This window comes from Virgibacillus halodenitrificans JCM 12304, from assembly GCF_001310895.1.
Taxonomy (GTDB): Bacteria; Bacillota; Bacilli; order Bacillales; family Amphibacillaceae; genus Virgibacillus_Q; species Virgibacillus_Q halodenitrificans.
In genome coordinates this window covers 23,076-36,209 of the sequence record NZ_BAZS01000037.1, presented here as the reverse complement: position 1 = coordinate 36,209, position 13,134 = coordinate 23,076, and the positions used below count along the sequence as shown (strand labels likewise).

The window sequence follows — 13,134 nt, the reverse complement described above, 5'->3', positions numbered from 1 at the left end:
ATTTTATAAAATTTGTCATCGTCTTAAACATATACGACACTATGAATGTTAAGGCTCAAAAAAATAGAATACCTTCATTCACCCATGCATTTGTTGCTTATTGTCATGCTTAGCTTCCATTTCAGCCTTCATTCGGTCCATATATATTTTTCCTTCTTTTTCAATAAACTGTTGCTCTAGTCGCTTTTCCGCTTGCATGGCCCGAAATGCCATAACCCCACAGAAAAAAATTAAACCAATCATGATAAAAACCCACCAAGGTATCCCCAGCAACATTCTTTAGCCTCCCTTGTCCATATCTCTATTTGATGTATATGAACAAGTTATCAATAAAATACCAACTGTCTCTTATTTCTGTTCAAATATAGGCTTATAAAACGATCGATTATCCATTGCAAACATCCGCTCGGTGAACTCTCCAGGTTTCACTTTACTTAATGCACGATTCATCATATTTAATTTTGCATCCATTAAATCGATCAAATGTAAGACTTCCGCTTCTCTTACCAATGGTGGCTTAGGGCTTCCCCATTCAGCTTTTCCATGATGAGATAAGATTAGATGTTGTAAAATTGTTACCTCTTCACCTTCAATTTGCAAATCTTTAGCCATCAAGCCTATTTCTTCCACCATCATTGGTATATGACCAAGCAGCTTGCCTTCCAATGTATAGCTGGTCGTTACAATACCAGAGAGCTCCTTCAGCTTACCTAAATCGTGTAAAATAATCCCAGCATATAGCAAGTCTTTATTCATCTCAGGATAAAGCTTGTGCAATTCCCTGGCGATTGCAAGCATACTTACGATATGATGTGCCAATCCAGATACATATTCATGATGATTTTTGGTCGCTGCAGGATACACTAATAAATCTTCTTGATATTTTCTTATGAAAGCTCTGACAAGCCGTTGCAAAGTGGGATTTTGCATTTCGAAAATGGCCTCTGTTAGTTTCTCAGTTAATTCTTCTTTTTCTATCGGTGCTTTTTCCACAAAATCAGATACATGAACATCATCTGTTGGTTGGGAGGGACGAAAAGAAAGTATTTTTAATTGAGCCTTCCCTCGAAACTGATTTATTTCCCCAGCCAGCTTTATAATTTGCTCAGGCACACATACAATTTCATCTTCCTTCGTAGTATCCCATAGTTTTGCTTCTATCTCTCCTGTCTTATCACGTAGCATAAGTGTTAAGAAAGGTTTTCCATTACTGGTTACTCCTTTTATTACATCTTTAATTAACATATATCCTTCAAAAGACTCGCCGATAGCTGTTGTTCCAATGCCTTTAATCATATCGTTTCCTCCCCCTAGTAAAAAAAGCGCAAGCTGTTAAAAAGAAAACTGACTCTAAAACAGGCTAACCATAGCCATATTTTAAATGTCAGTTCTTTGGTGTCTATTTATTTCTTAGGTATATAGTCAAATATTTTACCTGACTCAATTACCTGGATGAAAGTCATTAACCATTCGTAATAATTTTTCGCATACTCCAGTCGATCTATATCGGACTTTATTTTTTCTTTTAAGTCTTCATTATCAGTTTTACTTATTATCTGTTCCAATTCAGCAATTGTTTCATCTGCTTCTTCTATATTCGTTTCGGTGTATTGGCGCCAACGGTTACCAAATAATGAAGTAAATGATTTGTACCAATCTTCTTCAGAACGGTATAAGTCTTTCCTTATCCCTTTTTTAAACGTTGATTCAACCATTTTCATATCAGATAATGTCCGAACCCCTGTTGACATACTCGTTTTACTCATTTCAAGTGCGTCTCTCATATCATCCAATGTCATTGGATTATCTGAAAAATAAAGCACACCATAAAGTCTGCCTACAGAAGAAGTGATGCCATATAAATTCATGTTTTTAGCTATCACCTGAATAAACTTCTCTATTGTCTCATCATACTTTTCCCATTCTTTTAAGTCTTTTTCCTCTGGCAATGGATGTCCCTCCACCTGCAATTATAATCTGCAAATAGTTTATCATTATTTGTGAATTTATGCGAATAGTATTTTACAACCGGATAATGTTTTCATTTTCAAAAAATTCCACCACATTCTTTTTACATGTAAAAAGAAGTACTTGATGTTTACTTGCAATATTTTTTATAATTTCTGATATTCTTTCCGCCCGCTCTGTATCAAAGTGAATAAACGCGTCATCCATAATTATTGGTAACTTAAATTCATTACTCATTACTTCACTTACCGCGAAACGAAGAGAAATATATAATTGATCTACTGTACCTTTGGATAACTCACTCACATCAAAATGAATATCATCATGTGTAACTACATAAAATGCCTGCCCATCTCCTGGAGGATGAACACTCTTATAACGGCCATCTGTTAAAAAACCGAAATAGTAAATCGTTTGTTGGATTACTTTAGATAAGTAAGTATCACGATAATTTCTCTTAGTTTCTGATAACATTTCTTTGGCTGTCTTTAGAACTGCCCATTCCTTTGCAAGCTCATTTAAGCGATCCTTTTTCATCTCAAATTGATGCAATTTATAGGAGTGAGTTTCCGACGTTTCCATCTGCAAAATTTCTGCGCGTATATTGGCTAATTCCTGACGTTTCTTCTCTACATTTTTTTGCAATTCAATTTCCTCTGTTTTAATCTGCTGAGCTCTGCTGGCTAATTCCTCTTCCTGCCAATCTACATTATGTTTCTCCTCTTGGTCATCAAAAAAGTTGTTGAGCTGCCTTACTAATGTAGTCTTTTTCTTCTCTAATTCTAGCTTTTCCTGAACCTGTCTTGCTTTAAAGTAATACGAATCTTCTGTATCTACTTGCGCCACTTCATACAGTTGTCTTATTTCAGTTTCATAAGGATTTAGCTTTTCTTTTACAGCAAGTTGTTGTTCTGTATTTTCACGTATTTGCTGCCTATACTGCTTGATTTTATCTAAGTTAGAGTTGTAATCCGTGGTGAAAAGCTCTAATTCCCTCAGTTGCTCTTGAATGTTCTTCTGGGTCCATTCCCTATTTTCTGTTGCTGAAAACTGATTTAATTCAAGTTGAATTTTTTCCTTTTTTTCTTCAAGAAGCTTGATATTCTCTTTTGTTTCCAAAGCTTCTTGACTCAATGTAACGATATGTTTTAGGTTATGGTATAATTCTGGCCAATAATCTATCTCCACATGCAAAAGAAAAGGATAAAGATCAATTTGTTGTTTTATTCTACCTTCCAAAACATGGTATGCATCTATGTGCATTTTATTTTTTTCATTCCATTTCATCAATTTCAATTTAATTGATTTTAACGTTTCTTCCAAAGCAGCTATATCTTTTTTCGTACTTTCATAAGAAGCTAGTAAATTTTCTGCTTCTTTTCTTTCTTCATCGTCTATACCTATATTGGTTGTTTGTATTTCCTCCATACCGATTATTTTTTCCATTCCATCCAGATAACGGTGGAGCAATACTCTTTGTAGTAACCCAATAATTAAGAAAGTTATCGTTCCGACATAATAAATCGAGCTATCTGCTAACATAGCAACTAATCCTAGGATAAGAGCTACGATTATACTCCCCCATAATCCTAAAGACGCGTATTTTTCCTTCTTCTTCCTTTCTTCTTCCCACTTTATCTTCTTTTTAGCTGATTGCATGGAAAGTCGCTTAATAAGTTCATTTTCTGTAGATAATCGTAGATTTTCTTTAATTTTGCTTACATGGTGAGGGTCCAGCAATTGATCTTCCAGCTCACCAATTTGATTCATCGTATACATACGTTGATTTGTTAACTCTTTTTGTTCTTGTTGCAGTTGTATCGATTCTTTTTCTAAATCACCAGAAGATATTTTTATTTGGTTCCAATTTTTTTCAGTATGGAAGGGAAGATGCAATCTTTCTACATCTTCCATACTTATACCAATGTTTAACTGGTTAATTTCCATTTTTAAACGATTTTGTAGTTTGTTCAGCTGACTTTGCCAATTTTCCTTTTCTCTAACGAAAGAGGTGTAATCGTCTTTTAACTTTAATAGTTGAACTGCCTCTTTATATCTCTCTTCAGCTGGAAGCTGTTCTTGTAATAAAGTAATTCTATTTTCATAGGTCTTTTCATTGGCAACAAGAAAAGAAAATTCACTTCGGAGCGGAAGAATTTCGCTTTTCAGTTTTTCATAACGAGTTAAGCCATCCTCAGGAAACGGAAGGGAGTTGGGTAACTCACCAAGCTTTTCTCTCAGTTCACTGTATTGCTTCATAACTGGCAGTGCTTGTTGTTTTCTTTCCATTTCTAGTCGCTCATTATATAATTGTTTTGCTTGCTCCTCCATTGTTCGAATATCCTGAGATAATTTATCTGACTCCAAATTTTTGTTCTGATATATCTTCTCCTCTGATGCGGATTGATGCACTTCTTTATGCAATAATGCCAACTGATCCAGCTCTTGGTTAATTAGTGGTTTTTTGCCATATGGTTTGAACAGCTCACTAATTTTGTTATCTAGCATCTTTTCGACAGAATGAATAGCTGTTGAGCCAGTTAAACCAATTCCAAGCAACACTTCTCCCAAATCATCTTCCTTCATGTTCCGGAAATCATTTAAATCATTAGCAGAAAATGAAAAAATAGATTGATATGTAGCATGGGATATACCTTGCAATGTTTCCGTCAGCCATTCTTCATCATATTGTGAACCGTCTTCTGTATAACAAAGTGCTGATCCATTGCGTACTCCGTCAAATCGTTCAATAGTAAATCTCCCTATATGTTTAGCCTCTATCGTAAGCCGACCTCCTAAAGCCCCACTTGTTTTAGGACGGTAGAAATTACGTTGTTTTGGAGGCATTCCAAATAACATGAACAAAATGAAAAGATGTAAAGTTGATTTCCCTGATTCATTCTGTCCGTACAGACAATTAACGCCTTCATTGTAGAAATCAAATGACTCATCCACCCATTTACCAAACCCATTTATAGTTGCACTTATAAATTTCATTATTTATCACCTCATTTCCGATGAAGTTCATTTATAACTAATTCCAATGCTTCCTGTTTAATCGTCTCTTCTTCTTCTTTACTTAAGACTTCCAAGTATCTACGTGCCTTTTTTTGTAAATATAATTCTCCGACGGAAGTTTTTACTGGAAAGTTCTCTCCTTGATGGACTAATTCTTCTGTAAAAGGGTCTCCTGTATATGAATTCATAGCATTGAACGGAGTATTAATTTTCATTTCATATTTATAGATATAGAACCAATTATGCTTCACTGTTGCTGGCTCATTAACTAATTCTATAACTTCATCAATCAAACTTTCCCTGGTCCATTCTTTATGAATTTCATTTGTACTTAAAAGTGTAAGCTCCAAAAGAGAAGGTACATCACTACTAATTTGTTCTATTTTAGTTTGAAGTTTTTTTTCCAACTCAAAAATATCGTTACAATCATCAACATCTACCATAATGGAGGTGAATTTGATTGCCTGTAATGGAAGAAAAGTCATTTCCACATCATTTTCTGTCAATATAACGTGATAACATCCCTTTTCACCCGTTTCCTTTCGGTGGCGCCCTTGGGTATTACCTGAGTAGACAACTGGGGGATCTTCTTTTAGGATCTGTCTCTTATGAATATGACCAAGTGCCCAATAATGAAAGTTTGTTCTTTCCAATTCACTTAACTGGAAAGGGGCATAGTGATCATGCTCCGTGTTATTTTGAATACTGCCATGAAGCATACCAATATGAAACGGGATTGTGTCATCCTTTATTTCATACTCGGAAACTTTATTTTGAAGGACTGCTCTGTTTTCATAACTGAATCCATATATAGCCGCTAGCTCTTCATCATTTTTTGTATAAGTAAAATGACTAACTCTTTCTTCTGGAAAAATGTAAACATTAGATGGATAGGCAACAGGGTGGATATTTCCTTTTATGTAATCATGGTTTCCATAGGACATATAGACATTTATATGATATGCTTCCAATTTTTCAAATGCCCGCTTCAACCTAACTTGTGCTTTCAAGCTTTGTCGCTCATTATCAAACAAATCTCCAGTGATTAAAACAAAATCAACCTGCTTTCTAATCGCTGCATCTACAAGATGCTCCAGCGCATGAAAGGTACTCTCTCTGATTTGTTCAAAAATAGCTGAAGGGGTGTAAGACAGGCCTTTATAGGGGCTATCTAAATGCAAATCTGCGGCATGAATAAAAGAAATTTGCTTAACCAAGGTCAATCCTCCTTTTCGTATATTAAGTATGTTTATTTTACCAAAAACAAGACACGAATGCACGTTCGCTGAATAAACGACTCAGAAAGGATATGTTCTACTGCAAATATTGAGGTCCAAAGGTATTTTGTGCTTCATAGTTGGAGGGAACTGCGAACTAGTGGGGGGACAATCAGCAGCAGAGCTTAGATTATCCGCCGGAGAATAAATTAATCGGCAGCAGACCATAAATATCAGCCGGAGAGCAAATTAATCAGCAGCAGAACAAAGACGTTTGCCTTAAATATTTAGGAATTAGCTATAATGGATTTTTTTTAAAACGGTCGTTTACAGTACTACCAAATTACGTCGCAGTATATCCATTTTCCAAATATTGGCGACCCCACATATATAGCAGAACTATAGAATAAAAAAAAGCCGAAGTGCTTCGAAACATTATGAAGAAGTTTCGAACACAGTTCGGCTTTTGGCTTATCTGATAAATTATTCTTTCTTCGATAATACAATTGCTTTTTTTAAGTCCTTTAATGAACTGGAGCGTCCATACATTAGTACGCCACCTTTATAAACTCTTGCGCCTATAATTGCTAACAGAATGATAGATGCAATCAAAATACCGATTGAAAGAGAAACCTCCCAAACTGGGACATCCAGCATTCCAACACGCAGGAACATTACCATTGGTGTAAAGAACGGAATGAATGAGCTGATTCTTACAAGCGCCGAATCTGGAGTCCCAATTCCAAACATTGCGATAAAGAAAGCGATAAGTATTAGGAAGACCATTGGCATAATTAATTGCTGAACATCTTCAACCCTGCTCACTAAAGATCCAAGCATAGCAGCTAGGGTAGCATATAAAAGATAGCCTAATATAAAGAACAAAATAGCGTATAGATAAACTGTCGGAGAGGTATCCTGTATGCCAAAAATTTCAAAAAAGCCGCCGGTAAGTTCATCTTTTTTGCTTGAGATTAGCAAATAACCTACCCCAATAAATAAGATGACTTGTGTAAGTCCTAATAAGGCGATACCAACTATTTTTGCAAACATATGGGTCACAGGGGATGCGCTTGATACTAGGATCTCCATGACACGCGAGGATTTTTCTGTCGCCACATCTGTTGCAATCATTTGTCCATAAAGCATGACGGACATATATAATAAAAATAACATGACATATACAATTCCTCTTGCCTGATTTAATTCTTCATCCGTTTTAGCGCTTTTATCAAGGGCATCTGCTTGAAACTCTACAGGTGCATTGATCATTGCCAGCATCTCTTCACTTATACCTGACTGCTCTGTTGCCATAGAAATTTTAAGTTGCTGCAGTTGCTGTGTCAGCGTCATTTGCTTTCCTGCTTCAGAAATATTATTCGCAAAATAAGAAGCTTTCGGCAGCATGCTGTCATTATAATTTAACACAAGCAATGCACTATAATCCTCATCCTGGACAGCATTTTTTCCATCCTCGACTGTACCTTCATACGAAATCAGTTGAATATTTTCATCGGTATTTTCCACTTGTTGATTAAGCGGATCAAACAGTTCATTCGTTTCATCTATTACGGCAATTTTATCTGCTTGATCGTCTGCAAACATGTCAACAATAGATTGGAAATTTGCCATCCCTACAATAAGTAATAGTGTTATCACTGTACTAATTACAAACGATTTAGTTTTCACTCGAGACATGTATGTATGTGAAAGTATAATCCAAAATTTATTCATACGAAGCACCTACTTTCTCAATAAAAATATCATTTAAAGAAGGCTCTTCTATTTCAAATTTGCGCACAAAGCCTTTTCCTTGTAATGCCTGAAATATCTCTTGTGAAGCTGCTTCCTGATCAATTTGCAGTTCGCATCCTTCCATAACCTTCTTATAGTGAAGGACACCCGGAAGATCCGCTAAAAATTCCACTGGAAATTCTGCATGGATGATTAAGTTTTTCTTACCGAAGGATCGTTTTATTTCTTTTAGTGATCCTTGAACGACTTGTTTGCCCTTATGCAAAATACATAATTGTTCACATAACTCTTCCACATGCTCCATTCGATGTGAAGAAAATACGATAGATGTGCCTTGTTCTTTCAAATCCACTACTGCTTCTTTCAGCATTTCGACATTAATTGGGTCTAAACCAGAAAAGGGTTCATCTAAAATAAGAAGCTTTGGTTCATGCAAGACAGCTGATATAAATTGAATTTTTTGCTGGTTCCCTTTCGATAGCTCTTCCACCTTTTTGTTTAAATACTCAGGGACCTGAAATCGATCAAGCCAGCCTTTTAATCCTGTAAGCACATCATTCTTGTGCATCCCTCTTAATTTCCCTAAATAAATCAATTGCTCTTTTACTGTGAGCTTGGGATATAATCCTCTTTCCTCTGGTAAATATCCGATTAAATGACTTTTATTGTAGTTTATTGTTTCACCATTCCAGGAAATTTCACCCTCTGTTGCGTCTAGCAGTCCGAGAATCATTCGGAAAGTGGTTGTTTTTCCAGCCCCATTTCCACCTAGAAATCCAAACATCTCTTTTTCAGGTATTTCTAATGACAGCTGATCAACTGCTGTGTGTGTACCAAATCTTTTTGTCACTTTATTTAATTTTAAAACCATTCTACCTCTCCTCCCCTCTGTTTCTTACGTAATTACTTGGAATTATGTTTCAATTTTTTATTTTAACATTTATCTTTACAAATAAGAGGAATGAATTAGCGATTTTATTTCTTAAATTTACTTTCCTTGCAGGATTTTAATAATAAATACAGAATAAATAATTATAGATATTTATATTGTTTTACTTTTATTGACGAGTGGCAATGATTGAAAATGCAGACTAATGAGTCCAACCATTTACTTAAAATAAGATTCACTAATACTTTCCAGTATATCTATCATGTGAATTGCTATTAGCTTAACTATAAATATTGAACACATTTAAAGACTTCTAGGAGGAATTACAATGAGAACTTATAATTTAACGGTTTTTGATCAAACAGGTGAGAAGCTACTTGATGAATCATTCACTGCTGGAACGGATGAAGAAGCAAAAGAAGTTGGTCAGGCACGATTGTCCGAAGAAGGCTTTAATGACCATACACATCGTTGTGTATCACCAGAGGCTAAGCTTATTTTGTTTCACAGGTAATAAAATTCAGTTTGGCTGAAAGTGAAAAGTACTTTTATTGAAGTAAATGCCGAACTTGCATCGTAACTTCTAGTTATGACTCTAGTTCGGCTATTTTCTTCTTTGCTACTTATACCTTAACATTACTAATTCCCTTTAAAATGTGGCTTCCTTTTTTCAAGAAAGGCCTGAACACCTTCCTTGTGATCCTCTGTATTTTTAAGTTCCCATTGGATCTTATGCTCTTCATTAAGATAATTAACCAACTCTTCCTTGTTCTTAGAGTGGTATAACATTTTGGTTTTCAGCATAGCTTTAAGTGGGGTTGTCATTAACTTAGTTGCGAATTTGGCTGTATATTCCCCTACAGATTCCTCTGTAACCATATCAACAAGGCCCATACTTTTTGCCTGGGCGCCATCAACCTGCTTCAACCCCCAGATAAACTGTTTCGCCATTTGCGTGCCAAGTCTTTCCTTTAGAAGAAAGTGCCCTCCTCCATCTGGAGCTAATCCTATACCAATGAAAAGCATACCCAACTTTGCTTCCTTTTGGGCTACCACATAGTCTGCAGTTAAGGCTAAACTCAATCCTAATCCCGCTGCTGATCCCTGAATTGCAGATACGACTATTTTGGGCATCATATAAAGCTTTAAAGCTACTTTTCCAATTAAATCCATTACCTCATCGAAAAACTTCTTCTCTGCAAAGGCTTCCATCATTCCAATATCTCCGCCTGCACAAAAGGCATTCCCTTTTCCAGCAAGGATAATAACTCGATCTTCATTTTTTTCAACATCTTCAAGTACAGAAAGTAAATCTTCAAGCATTTGTTTATTTAGGGCATTATACCTCTCCGGGCGATTCAAATAAATATAGGAAACATTGTTTTTTGATTCATATATTACAGTACTCATTTACTAAACCCCTTTACAGATAAAATAGACTTCCTACTATGAGTTCTATTTCATCTATGAAAAATCCTGCATAGTCTTTTAATAATCATAAAATACGATGAAAACTTTCCAGATTAAAGCAATAACTTGTTTTTAGTTATTACTCATTTCTTACCATCAAAAAAACCTGCAAAATACATTGCAGGTTTTGAGTTCTTTCTCTGATGAAAGCAGTGTTATTCAGTTGGCTCCTCCGGCATACCGTATAATTCCTCTAAAGGCTTTGTAATAATACGGCTCACATCGTTGATAACTAAATTAAGGCGCTGTTCTTGCTCCATTAACTTTGAAATCTCTTCATGTTGTTGGACAAGCTCTACAACTTGACGTGCTTTTTCTACTTCTTCTTCTGTTATTTCCTGACCTTGCATCTGTTTCTCTTGTAATGCCATTTGAGTATCACGGAAGTTTTCGAACATTTGCTTAGCAGTTGGATCATTCATTACTGCATCATAAGCGTTTTTCAAATCTTTAAATTCTTCACTTTCGCGGATTGCTTTCTCTAAATCATAAGCACTATCATAAATGTTAGGCACAAAATTTCCTCCTCCGTTTTTCTTACTCCTACTCACTATAACAAACGTGTTGGCTCCTGTATAGCATTTAAAAGCATCGAGTATTTCACCTTTCTCATTTTTAAATACATAAACTATTGCTATAATTATACAAAGTCATCCTTGTGGAGGTTTTATAATGATCCAACAGTTAAAACGAATTTTCCCTTCTCTCATTTTATATAACGAGCACGAATACTACCCTCCTGATACATACAAATGGTTTATTACCAATAACAAAGACATCATTGGTATAGAGGAAAAGGAGCTTACGGTAAAGGAAAACAATATCCTTGATACTTTCCTACAACCTTATTCTATTCAATTTCCACCTCCTACATCTGAAGAAGTGGAATGGCGAAAAATAATAAATGGTGAGAATAAGCAAATCAAGCTCTCCCCAAGACCTACAGATTTGTTTACTTTATATTTAAACATAATCAGATTAGCCCAATAAAATTTAAAGAATCAATGGAAACCCTTTTTTATCATTCCATACCAATTTTGTGGGAAAATGAAAATGAGGGGATTTTAATTGAGGAGATTAGTAACTTAACAGAAGAATGGGTCTCCTATGAACAAATCATTGATGTACTTATGAGTGATCTTTATGTGAATATCAATTTTTTAGTTGGACCTTCAATGACATCTATTGATTTCGCCAGCACACACTATCAGACACTTATAGATAGTGCACGCACCACATTCACAGACACTGGAAAACAAGTAATTAGCTTTACTGAAGCACTACCTTATCTTCTTATTGATCAAATGGCAGAGCCCTTTCAAGAAGAGCTCATTTCTTTAATATTAAAAGAGTGTAGATCTGATGAAGATTTGTTGCGAGAAATTCTTACCTTTTTTCAATGTAACTTAAATGTTTCCGTAGCGGCTAAAGAATTACATATGCACCGAAATAGCTTACAATACCGGCTTGATAAATTTTTTGATAAAACAGGGATTGACTTAAGAGAATTTCATCAGGCATTTACTGTTTATCTAACAATTTTAGTAAACATGCACAGGGAAAATTAAAAACTTTGTGCATATTTACTATTTTTATTTTTCTGGTTCCTTATTATAATTTAGATATAGAATAAAAGCGTTTACATAATTGGAGGAGAAAAGATGGCTGAATTACGTTTAGAACATATTCAAAAATCATATGATAAAAAGGTAGTTGCGGTTGATGATTTTAATCTACATATTCAGGATAAGGAATTTATTGTATTTGTCGGTCCTTCTGGCTGTGGTAAATCAACCACTTTACGCATGATTGCCGGATTAGAAGAAATTACTGGTGGAGAGCTATACATCGACGATAAAAAAATGAACGATGTAGCTCCTAAAGATCGCGACATTGCAATGGTATTCCAAAACTATGCATTATATCCGCATATGAATGTGTATGATAATATGGCTTTTGGCTTAAAACTACGTAAATTTAAAAAAGATGAAATTGACAGCCGTGTTAAAAATGCTGCAAAAATACTTGGCCTGGAAGCTTATCTTGATCGTAAACCGAAAGCACTATCGGGCGGGCAAAGACAACGTGTGGCACTTGGAAGAGCAATTGTTCGTGATGCGAAAGTATTCTTAATGGATGAACCTCTATCCAACCTGGATGCAAAGCTCCGCGTACAAATGCGTGCAGAAATCCAAAAGCTACATCAACGTCTGCAAACAACAACAATCTATGTAACACATGACCAAACAGAAGCAATGACAATGGCAACCCGTCTTGTAGTTATGAAGGATGGGATTATTCAACAGGTTGGTGCACCCAAAGATGTATATGATAATCCGGAAAATGTCTTTGTTGGTGGATTTATCGGCTCTCCGTCCATGAACTTTTTCACAGGGAAATTAACGGAAAGCCACTTTGAAATTGAAGATATAAAAGTAAAAGTTCCAGAAGGTAAAATGAAAACACTTCGTCAGCAAAATTACGTTGGTAAAGATGTCGTACTCGGCGTGCGCCCCGAAGATATCCATGATGAACCTGCATTTATTAATGCATCCAGCGATACCGCCATAACTGCAACAATTGATGTAGCAGAATTAATGGGTGCTGAGTCTTACTTGTATTCGAAAATAAATGATCAGGATTTCGTTGCAAGAGTTGACTCCCGTACGGATATAAACGGTGGAGAAAACATTACACTTGCTTTTGATATGAATAGTGCCCATTTCTTTGATGCTGAAACAGAGTTGAGAATTAGATAAAATAGGAAAAAGCAAAAGCTACAAATGTTTAATAACTTATTTAAAAAATTAGGGGAAA

At 35.4% G+C, this 13,134-nt stretch carries 13 protein-coding genes; 4 read left to right on the top strand and 9 right to left on the bottom strand.

The annotated features are described in order from the left end of the window. Positions 1-78 precede the first annotated feature (78 nt). The 7 genes from JCM12304_RS16190 to JCM12304_RS16160 form a co-directional block, all read right to left on the bottom strand. On the bottom strand, positions 79-276 hold the full coding sequence (locus tag JCM12304_RS16190) for a sporulation YhaL family protein (protein ID WP_060681580.1): 198 nt from the start codon (positions 274-276) through the stop codon (positions 79-81). A 72-nt stretch (positions 277-348) separates the two neighbouring features. After that, a complete protein-coding gene (yhaM, locus tag JCM12304_RS16185; RefSeq protein WP_060681578.1) occupies positions 349-1,296 on the bottom strand; it encodes a 3'-5' exoribonuclease YhaM in 948 nt (315 codons plus the stop codon). Positions 1,297-1,403: 107 nt separating this feature from the next. Further along, complete coding sequence (locus JCM12304_RS16180; RefSeq protein WP_019376164.1) at positions 1,404-1,949, bottom strand: GbsR/MarR family transcriptional regulator; 546 nt, start codon at positions 1,947-1,949, stop codon at positions 1,404-1,406. A gap of 73 nt (positions 1,950-2,022) precedes the next feature. Beyond that, complete coding sequence (locus JCM12304_RS16175; protein WP_060681577.1) at positions 2,023-4,965, bottom strand: ATP-binding protein; 2,943 nt, start codon at positions 4,963-4,965, stop codon at positions 2,023-2,025. An 11-nt stretch (positions 4,966-4,976) separates the two neighbouring features. Then, entirely contained in the window at positions 4,977-6,203 is a 1,227-nt protein-coding gene (locus tag JCM12304_RS16170) for a metallophosphoesterase family protein (protein WP_060681575.1), read from the bottom strand. 483 nt (positions 6,204-6,686) lie between these two features. Continuing rightward, the gene (locus JCM12304_RS16165; RefSeq protein WP_060681573.1) at positions 6,687-7,937 is read right to left on the bottom strand and encodes an ABC transporter permease; all 1,251 of its coding nucleotides are present in this window, start codon (positions 7,935-7,937) and stop codon (positions 6,687-6,689) included. Continuing rightward, positions 7,930-8,829 (bottom strand): ABC transporter ATP-binding protein, encoded by a 900-nt coding sequence (locus tag JCM12304_RS16160; RefSeq protein ID WP_060681571.1) that lies wholly within the window; start codon positions 8,827-8,829, stop codon positions 7,930-7,932. The genes JCM12304_RS16165 and JCM12304_RS16160 overlap by 8 nt, the downstream gene beginning before the upstream one ends. 346 nt (positions 8,830-9,175) lie before the next feature. Between JCM12304_RS16160 and JCM12304_RS16155 the strand changes: the two genes are divergently transcribed. Further along, positions 9,176-9,361, top strand: coding sequence for a YhzD family protein (locus JCM12304_RS16155; protein ID WP_019376159.1), 186 nt, complete (start codon positions 9,176-9,178; stop codon positions 9,359-9,361). A 125-nt stretch (positions 9,362-9,486) separates the two neighbouring features. Here the strand turns inward: JCM12304_RS16155 and JCM12304_RS16150 are convergent, their stop codons facing one another. Both JCM12304_RS16150 and JCM12304_RS16145 read right to left on the bottom strand, forming a co-directional pair. Continuing rightward, positions 9,487-10,257 (bottom strand): enoyl-CoA hydratase, encoded by a 771-nt coding sequence (locus JCM12304_RS16150; RefSeq protein WP_060681569.1) that lies wholly within the window; start codon positions 10,255-10,257, stop codon positions 9,487-9,489. A gap of 215 nt (positions 10,258-10,472) precedes the next feature. Next, the gene (locus tag JCM12304_RS16145; RefSeq protein WP_019376157.1) at positions 10,473-10,832 is read right to left on the bottom strand and encodes a YlbF/YmcA family competence regulator; all 360 of its coding nucleotides are present in this window, start codon (positions 10,830-10,832) and stop codon (positions 10,473-10,475) included. Between the two features lie 157 nt (positions 10,833-10,989). Here JCM12304_RS16145 and JCM12304_RS16140 point away from each other — a divergent pair, with 157 nt between their 5' ends. The 3 genes from JCM12304_RS16140 to JCM12304_RS16130 all read left to right on the top strand — a co-directional run bounded on the left by JCM12304_RS16140 (position 10,990) and on the right by JCM12304_RS16130 (position 13,076). Further along, on the top strand, positions 10,990-11,307 hold the full coding sequence (locus JCM12304_RS16140) for a hypothetical protein (protein WP_060681567.1): 318 nt from the start codon (positions 10,990-10,992) through the stop codon (positions 11,305-11,307). A 47-nt stretch (positions 11,308-11,354) separates the two neighbouring features. Continuing rightward, complete coding sequence (locus JCM12304_RS16135) at positions 11,355-11,885, top strand: PucR family transcriptional regulator (protein ID WP_172675311.1); 531 nt, start codon at positions 11,355-11,357, stop codon at positions 11,883-11,885. Between the two features lie 93 nt (positions 11,886-11,978). Continuing rightward, positions 11,979-13,076, top strand: a complete 1,098-nt coding sequence (locus JCM12304_RS16130; protein ID WP_060681563.1) for an ABC transporter ATP-binding protein — start codon at positions 11,979-11,981, stop codon at positions 13,074-13,076. The last annotated feature ends 58 nt before the right edge of the window (positions 13,077-13,134 follow it).

Excerpts from the sequence above, each read along its gene's own strand:
- yhaM (WP_060681578.1), bottom strand. The coding sequence starts at position 1,296 with ATGATTAAAGGCATTGGAACAACAGCTATCGGCGAGTCTTTTGAAGGA.
- JCM12304_RS16190 (WP_060681580.1), bottom strand. The coding sequence starts at position 276 with ATGTTGCTGGGGATACCTTGGTGGGTTTTTATCATGATTGGTTTAATT.
- JCM12304_RS16165 (WP_060681573.1), bottom strand. The coding sequence starts at position 7,937 with ATGAATAAATTTTGGATTATACTTTCACATACATACATGTCTCGAGTG.
- JCM12304_RS16130 (WP_060681563.1), top strand. The coding sequence starts at position 11,979 with ATGGCTGAATTACGTTTAGAACATATTCAAAAATCATATGATAAAAAG.
- JCM12304_RS16150 (WP_060681569.1), bottom strand. The coding sequence starts at position 10,257 with ATGAGTACTGTAATATATGAATCAAAAAACAATGTTTCCTATATTTAT.
- JCM12304_RS16155 (WP_019376159.1), top strand. The coding sequence starts at position 9,176 with ATGAGAACTTATAATTTAACGGTTTTTGATCAAACAGGTGAGAAGCTA.
- JCM12304_RS16175 (WP_060681577.1), bottom strand. The coding sequence starts at position 4,965 with ATGAAATTTATAAGTGCAACTATAAATGGGTTTGGTAAATGGGTGGAT.
- JCM12304_RS16140 (WP_060681567.1), top strand. The coding sequence starts at position 10,990 with ATGATCCAACAGTTAAAACGAATTTTCCCTTCTCTCATTTTATATAAC.
- JCM12304_RS16160 (WP_060681571.1), bottom strand. The coding sequence starts at position 8,829 with ATGGTTTTAAAATTAAATAAAGTGACAAAAAGATTTGGTACACACACA.